The organism is Pantoea sp. X-Soil-YNGN-785 (assembly GCF_059730585.1).
Window position 1 is genome coordinate 3115437 of sequence record NZ_AP035942.1, and the last position, 19189, is coordinate 3134625.

Below are 19189 nucleotides of genomic sequence, written 5' to 3' on the forward strand. Positions count from 1 at the left end.
ATCTCATATCCTGGGTAAACTGATAGTCGGGGAAGATCACTCTTCCACATCATCGTTTTGTTGCTGCTGAGATTCCCGTTGGAACTCATTCAGCAACCTTGCTTGCTCTTCAGTCAGAGCCAGGTTTTCCAGAAGTTCAGGTCTTCTCAGCCAGGTACGGCCTAGCGACTGCTTCAGACGCCAGCGGCGAATATCAGCATGGTTACCTGACAGTAATACTGCAGGGACCTCCACGCCGTCTAACACTTCAGGTCGGGTATAGTGCGGACAATCCAGCAAGCCATCAGAGAACGAATCCTCATCGGCTGACGCCTGCTTGCCGAGTACGCCTGGAATAAACCGGGCAACTGCGTCAATCATCGTCATTGCTGGCAGTTCCCCGCCGCTGAGAACGTAATCACCGATTGACCATTCTTCGTCAATTTCGGAATGAATTACGCGCTCATCAATCCCTTCATAACGGCCACAGACCAGAATTAACTTGTCCCGTGCCGCCAGTTCGCAAACGCCCTGTTGGTCCAGTTTGCGACCCTGAGGTGAAAGATATATCACTCTGGCGCCATCACCTGCCGCTGCTTTCGCTGCGGAGATGGCATCCCGTAAGGGTTGTACCATCATCAGCATTCCCGGTCCGCCGCCGTAAGGACGATCATCCACGGTACGGTGCCGGTCGTGCGTGAAGTCACGAGGACTCCAGCTCTGAATGCTGAGCAGACCGTTTTTTACAGCCCGGCCAGTTACCCCGTAATCGGTAATAGCGCGAAACATTTCTGGAAACAGGCTGATAACACCAATCCACATTGTATTCGCCGTTACGTTACCGTTCGATTCGGAGATCAAAAACCAGGATCCCAATCTACCTCAATGACGCCAGTAGAGAGATCGACTTTCCTGATAACCTGTTCATCAAGAAACGGAATTAACCGCTCCTGAGCACCGAATGCATCTTTCAGGTTTGCCTTAACGACGAGTACGTCGTTCGAGCCGGTTTCCATCATGTCGATGACTTTACCCATCTCGTAGCCTTCAAGGTTAACTACCTGGCAGCCCATAAGGTCTTTCCAGTAGTAGTCGCCCTCTTCAAGCGATGGCAACTGCGTCGAGTCAACCTGAATTTCGCAATTGGTTAACTGAGCCGCCGCATCCCGATCGTCAATGCCTTTGACTTTGATGATCAGGTCCTGATTGTGGTGCTTCCAACCTTCCAGTTCGACCTGCTGCCATTTACCGGCGCGCTGGATGAACCAGGGTTGGTAGTTGAAGATGCTTTCAGCGTCTTCAGTGGAGGAAAACACTTTGAGCCAGCCGCGAATACCGTAGGCGGCTCCCATCTTACCCAATACAATCGGGTTAACAGGAGGCTGTGCGGCAAGTTGTCTGCTCATGCTCACCACCGTGACAGATTAAGCTGCTTTCTTAGCTTCTTTGACCAGCGCGTTAACGCGATCAGAGAGTGTTGCGCCCTGGCCAACCCAGTGCTCGATACGGTCCAGATCCAGACGCAGACCTTCAGCCTGACCAGATGCGATCGGGTTGAAGAAACCAACGCGCTCGATGAAACGACCGTTGCGTGCATTGCGGCTGTCAGTAACGACGACCTGATAGAACGGACGCTTTTTAGCGCCGTGACGTGCCAAACGAATTGTTACCATAACATCCTCTTCAGTTAATAAAACACCCGGCCCCCATCGAGGAACGGGGTCCGGGTGCTGTATAAAAAGCCCGAAAATTTTACTCATTTTGGCGAAAAAAGCAACCTAAACCGTGCCTTTCCGGGCTTTTTTGTGGAACGCTTAGCGGCCGGGGAATCCTGGCGGCATCATACCCTTCATGCCGCGCATCATTTTCGCCATACCGCCCTTCTTCATTTTCTTCATCATACGCTGCATGTCGTCGAACTGCTTCAATAAGCGGTTAACGTCCTGCACCTGCATTCCGGAGCCGGTTGCAATGCGGCGCTTGCGCGAGCCTTTGATGATTTCTGGTTTCTCACGCTCTTTGCGCGTCATCGAGTTGATGATGGCTTCCATGCGTACCAGCACTTTGTCATCCATCTGCGATTTCACATTGTCAGGCAACTGTCCCATACCCGGCAGTTTACCCATCAGGCTGGCCATGCCGCCCATGTTGCGCATCTGCTTCAGCTGCTCAAGGAAGTCATTGAGATCAAAACCGTCGCCGGTTTTCAGCTTCTTGGCCAGTTTCTCCGCCTGGTCGCGGTCAACCTTGCTTTCGATATCTTCGATCAGTGACAGCACGTCACCCATGCCGAGGATACGTGACGCAATACGGTCAGGATAGAACGGTTCAAGCGCTTCGGTTTTTTCACCGACACCCATGAATTTAATCGGCTTGCCGGTGATATGGCGAATCGACAGCGCTGCACCACCGCGGGCATCGCCGTCGACCTTGGTCAGGATAACCCCGGTCAGCGGCAGCGCTTCATTAAAGGCTTTCGCCGTGTTTGCGGCATCCTGACCGGTCATGGCATCGACCACAAACAGCGTTTCTACCGGTTTAATCGCGGCATGAACCTGTTTGATTTCGTCCATCATCGCTTCGTCAACGTGCAGACGACCGGCGGTATCCACCAGCAGCACATCGTAGAACTTCAGGCGGGCTTCACGCAGCGCATTGTTAACGATATCGACCGGCTTCTGACTGAGATCGGACGGACAGAAATCCACGCCAACCTGCTGTGCCAGGGTTTCCAGCTGTTTGATTGCCGCCGGACGATAGACGTCGGCAGAAACCACTAAGACTTTCTTCTTATGTTTCTCACGCAGGAACTTACCCAGCTTAGCGACGCTGGTAGTTTTACCGGCACCCTGCAGGCCCGCCATCAGTACTACGGCTGGTGGCTGAGCTGCCAGGTCGAGTGCATTGTTCTCTGCACCCATCGCCGCAACCAGCTCGTTACGAACGATTTTGATGAACTCCTGACCTGGCGTCAGGCTTTTATTCACATCATGGCCGACCGCGCTCTCTTTCACACGGTTGATGAAGTCACGCACCACCGGCAGTGCAACGTCAGCTTCAAGCAGCGCCATGCGCACTTCACGCAGGGTCTCTTTGATGTTCTCTTCAGTCAGCCTTCCGCGGCCGCTGATATTTCGCAGGGTTTGCGACAAACGATCGGTTAAATTATCAAACATGGTCTCTCACTAAAAAAAAGATCGCGAGGTGCCTGATCGGCAGAATGCGGCAGATTATAACACGAAGCCTCAGCGATCTCTGCAATTGCCCCTCAGATCGTTTGGAGCCTGCTTCGGCTGGCGCTATACTGCCTTTTTCCTTATCTGACTGACCTGAAAGGATCTATGTTCGTTTTCGCGATAGTGGCGCTATTCGCCTACTCCTTAAGTCTTGCCCTTATCATTCCCAGCCTGTTGAAACGTAACGGCGGCTGGCGGCGAATGGCGATGTTCTCTGCCTGTGTGGCGCTGGTGACACACGCGGTCGCCCTGCAGCAACGCATATTTGCGGTTGATAGCGGACAGAATTTAAGCCTGCTCAACATTGGCTCGCTGGTGAGCCTGTTGATCTGCGCCATCATGACCATTGTGGCGTCACGCAACCGTGGCTGGCTGCTGCTGCCGATTGTCTACAGCTTCGCGCTGATTAATCTGGCCTTCGCCACCTTCGTCCCCAATGCGTTCATTACCCATCTGGAAACCACGCCAGGCATGATGATCCATATCGGCCTGTCGCTGTTCGCCTATGCGACGCTGATTATTGCCGCGCTCTATGCGCTGCAGCTGGCGTGGATTGATTACCAGCTGAAAAACAAGCGACTGGCATTTACCCAGGATATGCCGCCGCTGCTGACCATCGAACGTAAGATGTTTCACATTACCCAGGTGGGCGTCGTGCTGCTGACGCTGGTGCTCTGCACAGGTCTGTTTTATATGCAGGATCTCTTCAGCGCAGAAAACGTCGATAAAGCCGTTCTCTCCATCATTGCGTGGTTTGTTTATATCGTTTTGCTCTGGGGGCACTATCATGAAGGCTGGCGTGGTCGCCGCGTCGTCTGGTTTAACTGCAGCGGTGCGGTGCTGTTAACCATGGCTTACTTCGGCAGTCGCATCCTGCAGCATCTGCTTGTCCCTACCTCTCGTTAAAAAGGAAGTTCTGCGTTGGAGAATGTTTCAACCACCACGCTGATTATTATTCTCTGCGTCATGGTCCTGGTTTCCGCCTGGTTTGCCGGGTCGGAAACCGGAATGATGACGCTTAACCGCTATAAGCTGCGCCATCAGGCAAAAAACGGTAATCGCGCCGCACGCCGGGTGGAAAAGCTACTGCGTCGTCCTGACCGGCTGCTCAGTCTGGTTTTAATCGGTAACAACCTGGTCAATATTCTGGCCTCCGCCCTTGCCACCATCGTAGGCATGCGTATTCACGGTGATGAAGGCGTCGCGATTGCGACCGGCATCCTGACCTTTGTGGTGCTGGTCTTTGCCGAAGTGCTGCCGAAAACCGTGGCGGCGCTCTATCCCGAGCGCGTCGCCTTTCCCAGCAGCCTGCTGCTGGTCCCGCTGCAATACATCATGCTGCCGCTGGTCTGGCTGCTCAACACCATTACCCGGCTGCTGATGAGAATAGCGGGTATCCGCGCTGACGGTGCCATTAACTCTGCGCTGAGCAAAGAGGAGTTACGTACCATCGTCTATGAGTCGCGTAGCCTGATGTCACGCCGGAACCAGGACATGCTGCTCTCTGTGCTCGACCTGGAGAAAGTCAGCGTTGACGACATCATGGTGCCGCGTAATGAGATCGTCGGCATCAACATCAACGATGACTGGAAGTCGGTCGTACGTCAGCTGAGTCACTCGCCACACGGCCGCATCGTGCTGTTCCGGGATTCGCTGGATGACTGCGTCGGCATGCTGCGGGTACGCGAAGCCTGGCGCATGATGACGGAGAAAAAAGAGTTCACCAAAGAGACACTGCTGCGTGCCGCCGATGAGATCTACTACATCCCGGAAGGTACACCGCTGAACACTCAGCTGGTGAAGTTTCAGCGCAATAAAGAGAAAGCGGGCGTAGTGGTGGATGAATATGGCGATATCAAAGGGCTGGTGACAATTGAGGACATTCTGGAGGAGATTGTTGGTGACTTTACCACCTCCATGTCACCGTCGCTGGCAGAGGAAGTAATGCCGCAGAATGATGGCTCGGTACTGATTGAGGGCAGTGCTAACGTGCGTGAAATCAACAAGGCATTTAACTGGCAGTTGCCAGAGCAGGAAGCCCGCACCATCAACGGCATGCTGCTGGAAGCGCTGGAAGAGATCCCCGCCATCGCCACCCGGGTTCAGATCGGCCACTACAACGTCGATATTCTGGACGTGCAGGACAACATGATCAAACAGGTGCGCATCACGCCAAAGACGCCGCTAAAAAAATCGGTCGGTTCCTGAAGCCATAAAAAAACGCCGCAATCGACAGGATGCGGCGTTTTTTTTAGCAGAGAAGTCCTGACTAGATGTGCAGTTCTTTCAGCTTATCAGCAGGCAGTTTCAGATCGTCGTTGCGGTTAACGCCGATCTCATGCGCCAGCACATTGCGGGCGATCTGCTGCGCTTCGTCCAGTGAGTGCAGTTTGTAGCTGCCACACTGGTATTCATTAAGCTCAGGGATCTGGTTCTGATCTTTCACTTTCAGAACATCTTCCATCGCCCCTTTCCACGCTTTCGCAACGCGCTGCTCGTCTGGCGTACCAATCAGGCTCATGTAGAAGCCGGTGCGGCAACCCATCGGCGAGATATCGACGATTTCCACACCGTCACCATTCAGGTGGTCACGCATGAATCCGGCAAAGAGATGCTCCAGCGTATGAATGCCACGCTCAGTGAGGATATCAATGTTCGGGCGGCAAAAACGCAGGTCAAAGACGGTAATCGTATCGCCATGCGGAGTCTTCATGGTTTTTGCAACGCGTACTGCCGGTGCGCCCATGATGGTGTGATCAACGGTAAAACTGTCCAGTAGTGGCATACGTCACCTCCTGTTCTGAGAATTTTTTTTAAAACGATGAAACTTTTCTGTTCGCCCAACGTCTGAATATATGAAAGACGCGCATTTGTTATCATCATCCCTGACAACAGAGATGTTAATTTGGCCACATTGATGTGGCCTTTTTCTTTTCTACCCTTCCCGGCTCGCCAGATACGCTTCAAAATCCAGCTTATCATTCGCTTCCAGCTCTTGCTGTGCAGCAACAGATTCCTGCGCCTGACGCGTGAAATCGTCTTCTGTCAGCACTTCCAGCGGCTCTTCGCAGAGCAGATGGCGGTACTGTTCAGCCAGCGCCACGCCCGTTCCGGTGACACCATTGTCCTTCATTGCCTGAAGGATGCGCGCCGAGTAGGTTAGCTCAGGATCGTCGAATGATGCTACCAGTTGATCGCAAACCTGCTGATATTCCGTGCTGTCCTGATTATTGCTGTCTAAGACTTCAGCAACGCGACGCAGATCGGCAAACAGGGTCTTGCCTACTTCCACCAGCGAATGCTCCGCATCTCCACAGCCCACAGCAATTTTCTGATCCGGTTTACGCCCTTCCAGCACCACCCGGTTCCAGTTTTTTCGGGTGCACTGCAACTCATCGGCACTCATTTCCGGCGCATCCGCCAGGGTACACCAGATCAGGAACAGGTCGAGGAAGCGAACCTGATTCTCATCAACGCCGATGGCAGAGAACGGGTTGATATCCAGCGAGCGCACTTCAATGTATTCAATGCCGCCACGCAGCAGCGCATCTGAAGGTGCTTCACCCGAGCGTGTCACACGCTTAGGGCGGATTGGCGCATAAAGCTCATTCTCAATCTGCAATACGTTAGTATTGAGCTGCAGCCAGTTACCGTCAGCATCTTTGGTGCCCATCGCCGCATACTCTTCAGATGGCGTTCTGATCGCATTCTTCAGCGCAGTGACATAGCCTTCCAGAGAGTTAAACGTGATGCCCAGTGAGCTCTGCGATTTATTGGTGTAGCCTAAATCGCTCAGACGCAGCGAGGTGGCGTAAGGCAGCCACATGGTATCTTTGTCATTGGTTTCGAACGGCAGCGCACTCTCACGGCCCTGCAGGAAGCTGGAGCTGATAGCCGGCGAGGCGCCAAACAGATACGGGATCACCCAGCCGAAGCGATAGTAGTTGCGGATCAGCCGCAGGTAGCCCGCTGAGATAGTCTCTTTGCCGCTTTCCTGATCTTTCACGTCAGCCCACTCCTGCCAGAATGAAAGCGGCAGCGAGAAGTTATAGTGAATGCCGGAGATGGTCTGCATCAACGCGCCGTAACGGTTTTTCAGGCCTTCACGATAGAGGGTCTTCATCTTGCCGATATTGGAGATGCCATATTGCGCCAGCTCAATATTGTCCGCGTCGTCAATCTCGCACGGCATACTGAAAGGCCACATGCGTTCATCACCCAGTTCACGGGCAACGTGACGGTGGATATCGCGCAGGAAAGCCAGCATATGATCGATGCTGTGATCCACTGGCGTAATAAATTCCAGCAGTGTTTCGGCAAAGTCAGTGGTGATCCAGTCATGCTTCAGCGCCGAGCCCAGAGATTCAGGGTGGCCGGTTTTTGCCAGATCGCCATTTTCCTGTACACGCAGCGTTTCACGCTCGATGCCACGGCCAATACCTTTCAGGGCATTGGGATGCGCTTCCAGCCAGGAGAGCGCTTTAGATACGTCCGGGATCACATTACCCCCCCGCTGTGATAATAATTTATTTTTGTTCAGCATAATGTTAACCGTAGCCTCGAATCTGTGCGAATCAATGCCACCATTGCATACCCTGTAATGTGGCAGTCGCGATAACGATATAACGCAGTGTTTTGCCGACGGCGAGAAACAGCATCGCAGGTAGCCAGGCGAAACGTAACCAGCCTGCGAGAACGCAGAGCAGATCACCTACCACCGGCAGCCAGCTGAATAACAGTGCTGCAGGTCCCAGTCGGTGCAACCACGTCATTGCTGTGTCATGCCATCGCCCCTGACGTTTTAGCGGCAGCAAGCGACCAATAAGAATGTTGGTTAAGCCGCCCAAGGTGTTTCCCAGGGATGCGGCCAAAAGCAACCCGTAAACTGATGTCTTTTTTGCTATCAATAGTGCTATCAGCAGTGCTTCGGAACTTCCCGGCAGGAGCGTCGCACTCAGAAAACTGCTGCCGAACATCGAGGCATAGGCGAGAACGTCACTCACAGTAAGCGGACATCCACCACGTCCATGCCCGCCGCCTTCGCGGCCTGAATCCCAAAGTCCGCATCCTCGAACACCACACAACGTGCCGGCGCCACACCCAGCAGCTCAGCGCAGCGTAAGAAGGTTTCAGGCTCAGGTTTATGACGCTGAACGTCGTCAGCGCCGACAACTGCTGAGAAGAGCTCACGCACGCCCAGCTGCGTCAGTAACGCCTCTGCCATGCTGTGTTCGCTTCCGGTACCCACCGCCATCGGACGACGCCCGTGATACGCTTTTACCACCTCCATTAATGGCAGTGGCCTGACGTTTTCCAGCAGCATCGCTTTCACAGCAGCCGTTTTTTCTGCAGCAAGAAGATGAGGGTCGAGTGAGGACTGATTGGATTCAATGATGAACTGCGCCAGCCGCCAGGCGGGAGCGCCATTGAAGTCGATAATACGCGCTTCATCCAGCGTTAATCCATAACGCGCCAGTACCTGACGCCACGCTTTTCGATGTGTCGGCTCAGTATCAAGAATCGTGCCGTCCATATCGAAAATCAGGGCGTCATATTGATCGTACATTGTCACTCCGGACATTCACCAAATGAGACATTACTTTAGCCTAATGTGGACAGGTTGTCGCCAGGGGGGATGAACAGCAAATGCTTTGAAAGCATTAGCAATTTTTGTTTTCAGATAAAGGTGATCATGCGCGGCCAGGGATAACCGTACGAATTTGCAGCGATTTTTTAACATTATTTTGGCAGACAGGCGGCGGCGGACGGGCGTGAGCAGCAAAACAGAGAGTGCTGACACGTGAAACAGGCGCTGTAATTCGCTTAAGTCAGAATGATGAATCAGTGAGGCGGGTTAAGCAGAAAAACAGTATGGGTAAAGCCAGAGAGAAACTGCAGGGGTTATAAGGAAACTTGCTTAACTTTGGGTCATGGGCGGTAAATGATGCAAAAGAGTGGTGTCAGGCACAATCTTAGCGATAATCACGCCACGATAAATTGAGGGATTTTTGAAAACTAAAAGATGGTGCATCCAGGAGGATTCGAACCTCCGACCGCTCGGTTCGTAGCCGAGTACTCTATCCAGCTGAGCTATGGATGCATTGGGGTCTATCTTTTGGGGTCTGTCTTTCGAGGTACAACTTTTTATGGACTTACAGAAACCAACCTGAGGATGTTACAAAGAATGGTGCATCCAGGAGGATTCGAACCTCCGACCGCTCGGTTCGTAGCCGAGTACTCTATCCAGCTGAGCTATGGATGCATAAATCTGATTCTTGTACAACGCAGGGTGCTAACTACTCACCATGAAAGGAATTGCTAATTCACTTTGTTTTTCTATGGTGCATCCAGGAGGATTACTCAGCTTACGCTTCGCCCTGCGGGCCGTTGCTGATGCAACGTTATCCTCCTTAGTGCGGCCTGAACGCTAATGCGTCATGTCACACCGAGGCACTTCTCCATATTCGAAAATATGGTGCATCCAGGAGGATTCGAACCTCCGACCGCTCGGTTCGTAGCCGAGTACTCTATCCAGCTGAGCTATGGATGCATCGAAAATGGCGGTGAGGGAGGGATTCGAACCCTCGATACAGCTTTTGACCGTATACTCCCTTAGCAGGGGAGCGCCTTCAGCCTCTCGGCCACCTCACCTTACGCTTTCTTTCGAACCGTGCTTCTGAACTTGTTTCTGCTCATCGGCACTGCGTGGCGCACATATTACTTTCCCGGACTTTTAAGTCAAACAATTTTTCCGAAACTTTGTTTGATTGAGCAAATCACACACAATTGGGACAAAATGGCGACAAAAAGAGTGAATTATCAACAATGAAAGATGATGTCGTTAACGAAACAGGGAAGAGAAAGCAGAAAAGAAAAGGCAGGATTTTTACAGAAAGCGGTAGCGCCTCGCACAGGTGCGAGACGCTGAATCCGTTAAACGCTGGTTTGTTGCGTTTTTTCAGCCTGGATGCGTTGATAGATCTCTTCGCGATGCACAGACACTTCTTTCGGCGCGTTAACCCCTATGCGAACCTGGTTACCCTTAACACCCAGCACCGTTACAGTTACCTCATCACCGATCATGAGGGTTTCACCAACTCGACGAGTTAGAATAAGCATTCTTTGCTCCTTGAAAGATTAAAAGAGTCGGGCTTGTACAGGCTCCCGGCATTATCCATCATTTAACGCTGCACATTGACTATGAGAAATACACCAATGCACATCGATGCGCCAATACATTCTGCTGATAGTTAGTTTAGCCGAAATACACTACATCAACCTGACTTTGTCATTTGTTGCTTTAGCATCGTATTAAAAAGCGCCGGAACCGGGGTTCTGACGCTTCAGACAATGCCTTGTTCTGTTTACATTACAGGCGGCTGTTAACCCAGCTCTCGACCCCTGCCAGAGCGCCTTTCAGCGCGTCAGCATCAGTACCACCAGCTTGTGCCATATCAGGACGACCACCGCCCTTCCCGCCAACCTGCTGTGCCAGACCGGCAATCAACTCACCCGCTTTAACACGGTCAGTCAGATCTTTGGTCACACCCGCAATCAGCGACACCTTACCTTCAGCAACTGTCGCCAGCACAATAATCGCCGATCCCAGCTGATTCTTAAGATCATCAACCATGGTACGCAACATTTTAGGCTCGACGTTGTTGAGCTCACTGACCAGCAGTTTCACACCCTTAACGTCGATGGCATTACTGCTCAGTGAGGCGCTCTCCTGCGCGGCCTGCTGATCGCGCAGTTGCTGCAACTCTTTCTCGAGAGCACGCACGTGATCGACCAGACCACGCACTTTCTCGTTCAGGTTGCTGCTGTTTGCTTTAACCAGCTGCGCAAGATCCTGCAGCTGGCTGCTCTGCGCATTGACCTGCGCCAGCGCGCCTTCACCGGTAATCGCTTCGATACGACGGATACCGGCTGCCGTTCCTGATTCAGCCTGAATACGGAACAGGCCGATATCACCGGTGCGCGCAGCATGCGTACCCCCGCACAGCTCAACCGAGAAATCACCCATGGTCAGAACGCGTACGCGCTGATCATATTTCTCGCCAAACAGTGCCATTGCACCCTTAGACTTCGCCGCTTCAAGATCCATCACTTCAGTTTCAACCGGCAGGTTGCGACGAATCTGCGCATTGACAATATCTTCGACCTGACGAATCTCATGAGGTTTCATCGCTTCGAAATGCGAGAAGTCGAAACGCAGGTATTTGTCATTAACCAGCGAGCCTTTCTGCGCCACGTGCTCACCTAAAACCTGACGCAATGCGGCATGCAATAAGTGGGTCGCAGAGTGGTTAAGACGAATGCGCGCACGACGTGCCGCATCAACCTGGGCCTCAAGGCGATCTCCAATACGCAACTGCCCTGCGGTCAGCTTACCGACATGACCGATTGCCTGACCATATTTTTGTGTATCCTGGACGCTAAATTCAGCATTCTTCCCTTTCAGCAGACCGGTATCGCCGACCTGACCACCGGATTCGCCATAGAATGGGGTTTCATCCAGCACGACTACGGCATCCTGACCTGCGGTCACTTCATCAACCGCCTCGCCCGCAACGTAGAGCGCTTTCACCGTGGCAGCCAAATCAAGCTGGTCGTAACCTTTGAAGGAAGAGGCGGCATCAATGCGGATAACGTTGCTGTAGTCAGCGCCGAAGCCACTTGCTTCACGTGCACGCTGACGCTGCTGTTCCATCGCCTGCTCAAAGCCCGCTTCATCAATTTTCAGATTGCGTTCGCGGCAGACGTCAGCCGTTAAATCAGCCGGGAAGCCAAAGGTATCGTAAAGACGGAAGACGATTTCGCCATCCAGCGTGTCGCCCTGCAGTTTTTCCAGCTCTTCGTCCAGCAGCGCCAGTCCACGCTCCAGCGTTCTGGCAAACTGATCCTCTTCGCTTTTCAGCACCTGCTCAACCTGAGCCTGCTGGCGCTGTAACTCTTCGCCCGCAGCACCCATGACTTCAACCAGTGGCGCAACCAGCTTATAGAAGAAGGCCTCTTTGGCGCCCAGCATGTTGCCATGACGTACGGCGCGACGAATGATACGACGCAGCACATAGCCACGGTTCTCATTCGATGGAATCACACCATCGGCAATCAGGAAAGCACAGGAGCGGATATGGTCGGCAATCACGCGTAGCGATTTATTACTCAGATCGGTTGCGCCGGTAACCTGTGCCACAGCCTGAATCAGTTTCTGGAACAGGTCGATTTCATAGTTGGAGTTGACGTGTTGCAGAACGGCAGAAATACGCTCAAGGCCCATTCCGGTATCAACCGACGGTTTTGGCAGCGGCAGCATAGTGCCGTCAGCCTGACGGTTGAACTGCATAAAGACGATGTTCCAGATCTCAATATAACGATCACCATCTTCTTCCGGGCTGCCTGGCGGGCCACCCCAGATGTGATCGCCATGATCGTAGAAAATTTCACTGCATGGACCACAAGGACCGGTATCGCCCATCTGCCAGAAGTTATCTGACGCGTACGCGCTGCCCTTGTTGTCGCCGATGCGAATAATGCGCTCGCGTGGCACGCCGATTTCATCCGCCCAGATATTGTAGGCTTCATCATCGGTTTCATAGACCGTCACCCACAGACGCTCTTTCGGCAGGCTGAACCACTGCTCGCTCGTCAGCAGTTCCCAGGCAAAACCAATCGCCTCTCTCTTGAAGTAGTCACCAAAGCTGAAGTTACCCAGCATTTCAAAGAACGTGTGGTGACGCGCGGTGTAGCCGACGTTTTCAAGATCGTTGTGTTTACCGCCTGCGCGAACGCAGCGCTGTGACGTGGTCGCACGTGTGTAATCACGTTTGTCCTGACCGAGGAACACATCTTTAAACTGGTTCATCCCGGCGTTGGTAAACAACAACGTTGGATCGTTATTCGGTACGAGGGAGCTGCTGGTTACAACCTCATGTCCCTTGCTATGAAAAAAGTCGAGAAACGCTTGACGGATCTCAGCAGTGCTCTTGCTCATAAATGTCCTGGAATCACGCTAACGAACGTTCCCTCTGATCGGCGCGGCCACATTCTCGTGGTGCCTGATTAGCGGAACAAAAAGTGGGAATAAGATAAATTTTCTTCAGTGGGAAGTAAAATTACATCGGCTTTTAGTCATCAAAATTTCTGAAAATAGACTGGATATCGTCGGTCTGAAAGCCCTTTGACTGCAGATAGCGTAGTACTTTCGCTTTCTCTTTCCACTCTGTGGGCAGCGGATGTCCGAATTTTCGTTCAGCCAGCTGTGCAGCGCAGGCTGCCCAGTCAACATCCGTCTCTTCCATCGCAATATCAATAGCTTCACGATCGATGCCTTTCTGGGCCAGTTCAAGCCGTACGCGCTGCGACCCAAAACCTTTACGGCTTCGGCTCTGAATAAACCGATCGGTGAAACGCTCGTCATTTAACCAGCCGCTTTCCTGACACCAGTCCAGTACCTGCTCCAGCAGCGCTTCAGTGATAATTTCAGGCTCTTTTTTCTGCGCCCACGCGGCGCGCTGAGCTGACTGTTGCAGCTTACGGGATAACTCTGCACGGCTGTGATCGCGCTGACCCAGAATGCGCATCGCACGGTCAAGCAGACGAGAATAAGAGACAACATTGGGTTGGGGCTGAGAGGATTCAGTCATACTGCGCACCTTCTACAAACAGAGGGAGATTATGGCGACAGAACAGGACAGAGGGAAGGCAGGAAAGGTATCAGGGGGGATAAAACAGCGGGAGAGGCTTTTGCCCCTCCCGCATCATAAATCAGAAGTCTTCGTTCGCTTCACTTGCCGCGTCTTCTTTCTCAGCAGACTTATCTGCTGCTGCGAGTTTCTCATCCGCGCCGTTGAGCAACATCTCACGTAACTTCAGATCAATTTCGTTTGCCACAGCAGCATTCTCTTTCAGGAAGTTGCCGGCATTCGATTTACCCTGACCAATCTTGTCGCCATTGTAGCTGTACCATGCACCCGCTTTTTCAATCAGCTTGTGCTTCACGCCCAGATCGACCAGCTCACCAAAGGTATTGATACCTTCGCCGTACATAATCTGGAATTCAGCCTGTTTAAATGGCGCAGCGATTTTGTTTTTCACTACCTTAACGCGGGTCTCACTGCCCACCACGTTATCGCCCTCTTTGATGGCACCGATACGGCGGATATCAAGACGGACAGACGCATAGAACTTCAGCGCGTTACCACCGGTCGTGGTTTCCGGGTTACCAAACATCACACCAATTTTCATACGGATCTGGTTGATGAAGATCAGCAGCGTATTGGACTGCTTAAGGTTACCGGCCAGTTTACGCATCGCCTGGCTCATCATACGTGCCGCGAGGCCCATATGTGAGTCACCGATTTCACCTTCGATTTCCGCTTTCGGCGTCAGCGCCGCAACGGAGTCAACGATGATGACATCAACGGCACCAGAGCGCGCCAGGGCATCACAGATTTCCAGCGCCTGCTCACCGGTGTCGGGCTGAGAACAGAGCAGGTTTTCAATATCTACGCCCAGTTTCTTGGCGTAAACCGGATCAAGCGCATGCTCAGCATCGATAAAGGCACAGGTTTTGCCTTTACGCTGTGCAGATGCGATAACCTGCAGGGTCAGCGTGGTTTTACCGGAAGACTCTGGTCCGTAGATCTCAACGATACGGCCCATTGGCAGACCGCCTGCGCCTAATGCGATGTCCAGCGAGAGCGAACCGGTAGAGATGGTTTCCACATCCATTGAGCGGTCTTCACCCAAGCGCATGATGGAGCCTTTACCAAATTGTTTCTCAATCTGGCCCAGCGCGGCAGCTAAAGCCTTCTGTTTGTTTTCATCAATCGCCATTTCAACTCCTAATCAAGCCGGGTAAACACGCACTCAGGGTGCCTGCACTCTTTCTGTTGCCGACAATTATACTGTATAATCATACAGTATCAAGTTTAATTTGTCAGAAATTCGCCATACAGTTTCTGCAGGGCCCATGCCACCGACTGGCGGCGGACGGCATCACGATCGCCGCTAAAATGCTGCTGAAAAGTCAATACGTTATCCTGCGGCCCGGCAAAGCCAAACCACACCGTGCCGACCGGTTTTTCTTCACTGCCGCCATCCGGGCCGGCAATGCCGCTGACGGAGATCGCGTAGTCAGCATGGGCCGCCTTGCGGGCACCCAGCGCCATCTCACTCACCACCGCATCACTCACCGCGCCATACTGCGCCAGCGAGTCGGCCTTAACATCCACCAGTTGCTGTTTCGCCTCATTACTGTAGGTGACAAAACCGCGTTCGAACCAGGCAGAGCTGCCGCTGATATCGGTAAAGACTTTGGCAATCCAGCCGCCAGTGCAGGATTCCGCACAGGTTACGGTGGCATTACGCTGCTTCAGCTTCTCACCTATCTGCGCGCTTAACGCCTGCAATTGCTGATCGTCCATTTCGACTCTCCCTTTGGTCGTGGGTTGAAGGTGGTGCAGAAAAACCACTTTTTCAAGGGCTCTTATCATTATTGCCCTGATTTTGCGACCTGCTTTCCAGCGCCCTCACCTTTTTTTCACTGCAACCATAAAAAGTCGCGGGAAGGCGAGCAGAACCTGACCATCGGCCTGAGCCGGATAAGCGGTAAGTAAGCGCTGATGATAATCAGACAGAAAAGCCGTCTGTTCAGACTCATTCAGCATCGCCAGGAAAGGTCGCAGGCCGGTCGCCTGCAGCCAGCTGATAATCGCCTGTGCGTCGGCCATCACGTGATAATAGGTGGTTCGCCAGATATCCACCTCACAGCCGGCCTGGGTCAGCAGAGCATAATATTCGCCCGTAGAAAGCAGCTGTGTACGTTCAGCGGCACTGGCATTAATGCGCGACGACCAGCGATTGTCAGCCGCCACCTCGCGCATCAGCTGGTGCGACGGCTCATTGAGGTTATCAGGCATCTGGATCGCCAGCACGCCACCGGGTGCCAGCTGGCTGATCAGATGAGGAAACAGCGTGACGTGATTATCCAGCCATTGCAGAGACGCGTTGGCATAAATCACCTGCTGCGGCGCATCCGCCTGCCATGTGCGGATATCTGCCTGGATAAAGCGGCAGTGCGGCAGGCGTTCACCCGCCTGAGTTAGCATCGCCGCAGAACTGTCGAGTCCGGTAATCTGCGCCAGCGGCCAGGCATCGGCGAGCAGCTCGGTGCTGTTGCCGGGTCCGCAGCCCAGATCGGTCACCTGCTCAACCTGTTCCAGGCTGATGCGCGCCAGCAGCTCGCGGGCCGGACGGGTTCGTTCCGCTTCAAATTTGCGATACAGCACGGGATCCCATTCTTTCATCATCACCTCTCGTTCAGTTGTCAGAAGCATCCGCTTACTGAGACGAACGAAAAACGAAAAAGTGCGACCCGTTGCTCACTTTTGAATCATGCGCTGGCAGAGACTGGCTGGAGCCATTAAGTTAAAACGCTGTTTCATTTTTAACATTTGCTTCAGGAGTCAGCTATGCGTGAAAAATCGGCCTTTGCCGGTGTCTGGTGCCCTACCGTCACCCCGTTCAATGCACAGGGTGGCCTTGATATCGACGCGCTCGGGCGACACTTCTCCCGCCTTAATAACTCCGGTATCGACACCCTGCTGGTGATGGGCAGCATTGGCGAGTTTGCCTCCCTGACGCAACAGGAACGTTTACAGCTGATTCAGGAAGCCAGGCCCCTGTCACCGCTGAAGATGGTAGCGAACGTCTCGGCAACCTGCATCCCCGACATGCTGGCGCTGGCTGAAGCCGCGTGGAGAAACGATTTTGATGCGGTAATGGTCTTGCCGCCCTACTACTACGGCCAGACGCAACAGCAGATGATGCACTACTTCGAAGCGCTCGACGCGCAACTGGGTGGCAAGTGGTTTGCCTACAACTTCCCGGCTCGCACCGGCTGCGATCTGACGCCCACGCTGATAGCCGCTCTGGCGGCAAAGCTGCCCAACTTTATCGGCATCAAAGATACGGTGGATTGCCTGTCGCATAACCGGGTGATGATCGAAGAGACCCGCAAGGTACGCAGTGATTTTGCCGTGCTATCAGGGTATGACGAATACCTGCTTCCCAATCTGCTGGCGGGAGGTGCCGGGGTGATTTCAGGCCTGAATAATATTGTGCCGGAATACTTTGCCGAGATGATGGCGGCATGGCGAACAGGCAATCTGCCTGAGCTGACGCGGCTGCAGCAGCAGATCGGCCGGCTGATGGCGATTTACAGTATTGGCGATGATTTTGTGACCACGATTAAAACGGCCGTGGCGCGACGTTATGATTCAATGAGCAGTAACTCGCGTAATTACGGTGGTGCTCTGAACGCGGAACAGTGCGCCGCAATTGATCGGCTGTTCAGTTAGAAGGAAGGCGGGCGCATCCCTGCGCCCCGCATCTCAGTTCTTTTTCACGAACTCAGATTTTAATTTCATCGGGCCAAAACCGTCGATTTTACAGTCGATGTTGTGGTCCCCTTCAACCAGGCGAATACTTTTCACTTTGGTGCCGATCTTCAGCGATGAGGAACTGCCCTTCACCTTAAGATCTTTGATCACCGTGACGCTGTCGCCATCGGCCAGCAGATTACCGTTGGCATCACGCACTTCCAGCGATCCGTTGCTGCTGTCACCCTCTCCCTCGGTCCAGATATGACCGCAGGAGGGGCAGTTGAGGTTTTCGCCATCTTGCCAGGTGTAATCGGCGTGACAGGCTGGGCAGGCAGGTAAAGACATAACGACTCCAGAGATATCAGTGGCTGTGTGGCCTGAAAAAGGGCGTCATCATATAACCTTACAGTTAACAAGGATAGCCTTTATAACAGGCCGCCCTGCCGTGCCTTGCTCACCGCCTCACCCAGCTGCCATACCGCCATCGCGTAGTGGGTACTGTGGTTGTAGCGGGTAATCACATAGAAATTGGGTAAGCCGTACCAGTACTGATAGCTGGTGCCTAAATCAAGACGCAGCAGACTGACCTGATTGTTACCGTCCAGCGAGCCCTGCGGTGACAGGCCTGACGCCGCCAGCATGCTCACGCTGTAACTGGTTTTGAAGCCATCTTCCAGCATCGGTGCCTGACCGCTGGCCGGGACCGCCACATTTTCACCGCTGCGCCAGCCATGCTTCTGGAAGTAGTGCGCCACGCTGCCGATCGCATCCACCGGATCCCACAGGTTTGCATGGCCGTCGCCATTGAAATCAACCGCGTAATCATTGTAAGAGGAAGGCATAAACTGGCCATAGCCCATCGCTCCGGCGAAAGAACCTTTCAGCGCCAGCGGGTCATCCTGCTCTTTACGCGACATCAGCAGGAAGGTTTCCAGCTCGCTGCTGAAGTACGCCGCACGGCGCGGATAGTTAAACGATAAGGTTGCCAGCGCATCCAGAATCCGCGTTTTCCCCATCACGCGGCCCCAGCGGGTTTCTACGCCAATAATGCCGACAATGATCTCCGGCGGCACGCCATAGACCTGCTGCGCGCGTTGCAGCGCATCCTGATACTGGTTCCAGAACGCCACGCCGTTTTGCACGTTATCCGGCGTAATGAACTTGTTCCGATAGCGGATCCAGGCCCCGTTAGGGCCCGGCGCTGGCGTATAGCTCGGTGCCTGACGATCCATCAGCCGCAGCACATAATCCAGTCGCTTAGCCTGACCAATGATGTTGTGCAGTTGCTCACGGTCGAAGTCATGCTTCTCAACCATCTTATCGATAAACTGCTCTGCGGCCGGGTTACCGGCAAAGTCGCCGAACATCGCCTGTCCGCTGTGCGACGGCTGCAGTAAAAAACCGCCCTGCGGCGCAGCCAGCATCTTCTGCTGGGACGGAACGTCAGGTTTGCTGCTGCAGGAGGCCAGAAGCGGGATGAACGCAAGGAGGGCTAGCTTAAGACGCATCGGTTATCCATAAACGAGGGGTAAATTCAGATGCGGTAATAGTAGTCGTTCAGCGCATTGACATACAGTCCGGAAT

The 19189-nt window shown here is 53.3% G+C and carries 19 protein-coding genes and 4 tRNA genes; 3 read left to right on the plus strand and 20 right to left on the minus strand.

Annotated features, from left to right (window positions below):
- Positions 1 to 36: 36 nt before the first annotated feature.
- The 4 genes from trmD to ffh form a co-directional block, all read right to left on the minus strand.
- Complete coding sequence (gene trmD / locus AC6I8E_RS14450) at positions 37 to 801, minus strand: tRNA (guanosine(37)-N1)-methyltransferase TrmD (protein WP_013358817.1); 765 nt, start codon at positions 799 to 801, stop codon at positions 37 to 39.
- A 35-nt stretch (positions 802 to 836) separates the two neighbouring features.
- Positions 837 to 1385 (minus strand): ribosome maturation factor RimM, encoded by a 549-nt coding sequence (gene rimM, locus AC6I8E_RS14455; protein WP_013358818.1) that lies wholly within the window; start codon positions 1383 to 1385, stop codon positions 837 to 839.
- Positions 1386 to 1403: 18 nt separating this feature from the next.
- Complete coding sequence (rpsP, locus tag AC6I8E_RS14460) at positions 1404 to 1652, minus strand: 30S ribosomal protein S16 (RefSeq protein WP_003849041.1); 249 nt, start codon at positions 1650 to 1652, stop codon at positions 1404 to 1406.
- Between the two features lie 141 nt (positions 1653 to 1793).
- On the minus strand, positions 1794 to 3155 hold the full coding sequence (gene ffh, locus AC6I8E_RS14465) for a signal recognition particle protein (RefSeq protein WP_013358819.1): 1362 nt from the start codon (positions 3153 to 3155) through the stop codon (positions 1794 to 1796).
- A gap of 165 nt (positions 3156 to 3320) precedes the next feature.
- On the opposite strand from ffh, the gene AC6I8E_RS14470 reads away from it, so the two are divergent.
- A complete protein-coding gene (locus AC6I8E_RS14470; protein WP_013358820.1) occupies positions 3321 to 4121 on the plus strand; it encodes a cytochrome C assembly family protein in 801 nt (266 codons plus the stop codon).
- Positions 4122 to 4136: 15 nt separating this feature from the next.
- The gene (locus AC6I8E_RS14475; RefSeq protein ID WP_013358821.1) at positions 4137 to 5423 is read left to right on the plus strand and encodes an HlyC/CorC family transporter; all 1287 of its coding nucleotides are present in this window, start codon (positions 4137 to 4139) and stop codon (positions 5421 to 5423) included.
- Positions 5424 to 5484: 61 nt separating this feature from the next.
- Here the strand turns inward: AC6I8E_RS14475 and luxS are convergent, their stop codons facing one another.
- From luxS to tam, 14 genes are all read right to left on the minus strand, one after another.
- Positions 5485 to 6000: an S-ribosylhomocysteine lyase gene (gene luxS, locus AC6I8E_RS14480; protein WP_013358822.1), complete on the minus strand. Its 516-nt coding sequence runs from the start codon at positions 5998 to 6000 to the stop codon at positions 5485 to 5487.
- A gap of 150 nt (positions 6001 to 6150) precedes the next feature.
- The gene (gshA, locus tag AC6I8E_RS14485) at positions 6151 to 7758 is read right to left on the minus strand and encodes a glutamate--cysteine ligase (protein ID WP_497824162.1); all 1608 of its coding nucleotides are present in this window, start codon (positions 7756 to 7758) and stop codon (positions 6151 to 6153) included.
- Positions 7759 to 7789: 31 nt separating this feature from the next.
- Positions 7790 to 8218, minus strand: coding sequence for a YqaA family protein (locus AC6I8E_RS14490; protein WP_033783952.1), 429 nt, complete (start codon positions 8216 to 8218; stop codon positions 7790 to 7792).
- Positions 8215 to 8781, minus strand: coding sequence for a fructose-1-phosphate/6-phosphogluconate phosphatase (gene yqaB / locus AC6I8E_RS14495; RefSeq protein ID WP_013358824.1), 567 nt, complete (start codon positions 8779 to 8781; stop codon positions 8215 to 8217). The genes AC6I8E_RS14490 and yqaB overlap by 4 nt, the downstream gene beginning before the upstream one ends.
- A gap of 457 nt (positions 8782 to 9238) precedes the next feature.
- A tRNA-Arg gene (locus AC6I8E_RS14500) sits at positions 9239 to 9315 on the minus strand.
- 85 nt (positions 9316 to 9400) lie between these two features.
- Positions 9401 to 9477: transfer RNA gene (locus AC6I8E_RS14505), tRNA-Arg, on the minus strand.
- A 211-nt stretch (positions 9478 to 9688) separates the two neighbouring features.
- Positions 9689 to 9765: transfer RNA gene (locus AC6I8E_RS14510), tRNA-Arg, on the minus strand.
- Positions 9766 to 9773: 8 nt separating this feature from the next.
- Positions 9774 to 9866, minus strand: a tRNA-Ser gene (locus AC6I8E_RS14515).
- Positions 9867 to 10148: 282 nt separating this feature from the next.
- Positions 10149 to 10334: a carbon storage regulator CsrA gene (gene csrA, locus AC6I8E_RS14520; RefSeq protein ID WP_008927091.1), complete on the minus strand. Its 186-nt coding sequence runs from the start codon at positions 10332 to 10334 to the stop codon at positions 10149 to 10151.
- A 250-nt stretch (positions 10335 to 10584) separates the two neighbouring features.
- A complete protein-coding gene (gene alaS / locus AC6I8E_RS14525; RefSeq protein WP_095706760.1) occupies positions 10585 to 13212 on the minus strand; it encodes an alanine--tRNA ligase in 2628 nt (875 codons plus the stop codon).
- A 133-nt stretch (positions 13213 to 13345) separates the two neighbouring features.
- Positions 13346 to 13864 carry a regulatory protein RecX gene (locus tag AC6I8E_RS14530; protein WP_013358827.1) on the minus strand — a complete coding sequence of 173 codons (519 nt, stop codon included), beginning with the start codon at positions 13862 to 13864 and terminating at the stop codon, positions 13346 to 13348.
- A gap of 121 nt (positions 13865 to 13985) precedes the next feature.
- Positions 13986 to 15056: a recombinase RecA gene (recA, locus tag AC6I8E_RS14535; protein ID WP_013358828.1), complete on the minus strand. Its 1071-nt coding sequence runs from the start codon at positions 15054 to 15056 to the stop codon at positions 13986 to 13988.
- A 95-nt stretch (positions 15057 to 15151) separates the two neighbouring features.
- Positions 15152 to 15646 carry a nicotinamide-nucleotide amidase gene (gene pncC / locus AC6I8E_RS14540; RefSeq protein WP_497824163.1) on the minus strand — a complete coding sequence of 165 codons (495 nt, stop codon included), beginning with the start codon at positions 15644 to 15646 and terminating at the stop codon, positions 15152 to 15154.
- Positions 15647 to 15751: 105 nt separating this feature from the next.
- Positions 15752 to 16528 carry a trans-aconitate 2-methyltransferase gene (gene tam, locus AC6I8E_RS14545; RefSeq protein ID WP_497824708.1) on the minus strand — a complete coding sequence of 259 codons (777 nt, stop codon included), beginning with the start codon at positions 16526 to 16528 and terminating at the stop codon, positions 15752 to 15754.
- Positions 16529 to 16693: 165 nt separating this feature from the next.
- On the opposite strand from tam, the gene AC6I8E_RS14550 reads away from it, so the two are divergent.
- Positions 16694 to 17581 carry a dihydrodipicolinate synthase family protein gene (locus AC6I8E_RS14550; RefSeq protein WP_497824164.1) on the plus strand — a complete coding sequence of 296 codons (888 nt, stop codon included), beginning with the start codon at positions 16694 to 16696 and terminating at the stop codon, positions 17579 to 17581.
- A gap of 33 nt (positions 17582 to 17614) precedes the next feature.
- On the opposite strand, the gene AC6I8E_RS14555 is transcribed toward AC6I8E_RS14550, so the two are convergent.
- A complete protein-coding gene (locus AC6I8E_RS14555) occupies positions 17615 to 17950 on the minus strand; it encodes a zinc ribbon domain-containing protein YjdM (protein WP_013358832.1) in 336 nt (111 codons plus the stop codon).
- Positions 17951 to 18030: 80 nt separating this feature from the next.
- Positions 18031 to 19113, minus strand: a complete 1083-nt coding sequence (gene mltB, locus AC6I8E_RS14560) for a lytic murein transglycosylase B (protein ID WP_033733598.1) — start codon at positions 19111 to 19113, stop codon at positions 18031 to 18033.
- Between the last annotated feature and the right edge of the window lie 76 nt (positions 19114 to 19189).

Bases quoted from the DNA above. Each gene is read 5' to 3' on its own strand.
- trmD (WP_013358817.1), bottom strand. From the start codon at position 801: ATGTGGATTGGTGTTATCAGCCTGTTTCCAGAAATGTTTCGCGCTATT.
- rimM (WP_013358818.1), bottom strand. From the start codon at position 1,385: ATGAGCAGACAACTTGCCGCACAGCCTCCTGTTAACCCGATTGTATTG.
- rpsP (WP_003849041.1), bottom strand. From the start codon at position 1,652: ATGGTAACAATTCGTTTGGCACGTCACGGCGCTAAAAAGCGTCCGTTC.
- ffh (WP_013358819.1), bottom strand. From the start codon at position 3,155: ATGTTTGATAATTTAACCGATCGTTTGTCGCAAACCCTGCGAAATATC.
- AC6I8E_RS14470 (WP_013358820.1), top strand. From the start codon at position 3,321: ATGTTCGTTTTCGCGATAGTGGCGCTATTCGCCTACTCCTTAAGTCTT.
- luxS (WP_013358822.1), bottom strand. From the start codon at position 6,000: ATGCCACTACTGGACAGTTTTACCGTTGATCACACCATCATGGGCGCA.
- gshA (WP_497824162.1), bottom strand. From the start codon at position 7,758: ATGCTGAACAAAAATAAATTATTATCACAGCGGGGGGGTAATGTGATC.
- yqaB (WP_013358824.1), bottom strand. From the start codon at position 8,781: ATGTACGATCAATATGACGCCCTGATTTTCGATATGGACGGCACGATT.
- csrA (WP_008927091.1), bottom strand. From the start codon at position 10,334: ATGCTTATTCTAACTCGTCGAGTTGGTGAAACCCTCATGATCGGTGAT.
- alaS (WP_095706760.1), bottom strand. From the start codon at position 13,212: ATGAGCAAGAGCACTGCTGAGATCCGTCAAGCGTTTCTCGACTTTTTT.
- AC6I8E_RS14530 (WP_013358827.1), bottom strand. From the start codon at position 13,864: ATGACTGAATCCTCTCAGCCCCAACCCAATGTTGTCTCTTATTCTCGT.
- recA (WP_013358828.1), bottom strand. From the start codon at position 15,056: ATGGCGATTGATGAAAACAAACAGAAGGCTTTAGCTGCCGCGCTGGGC.
- pncC (WP_497824163.1), bottom strand. From the start codon at position 15,646: ATGGACGATCAGCAATTGCAGGCGTTAAGCGCGCAGATAGGTGAGAAG.
- tam (WP_497824708.1), bottom strand. From the start codon at position 16,528: ATGAAAGAATGGGATCCCGTGCTGTATCGCAAATTTGAAGCGGAACGA.
- AC6I8E_RS14550 (WP_497824164.1), top strand. From the start codon at position 16,694: ATGCGTGAAAAATCGGCCTTTGCCGGTGTCTGGTGCCCTACCGTCACC.
- AC6I8E_RS14555 (WP_013358832.1), bottom strand. From the start codon at position 17,950: ATGTCTTTACCTGCCTGCCCAGCCTGTCACGCCGATTACACCTGGCAA.
- mltB (WP_033733598.1), bottom strand. From the start codon at position 19,113: ATGCGTCTTAAGCTAGCCCTCCTTGCGTTCATCCCGCTTCTGGCCTCC.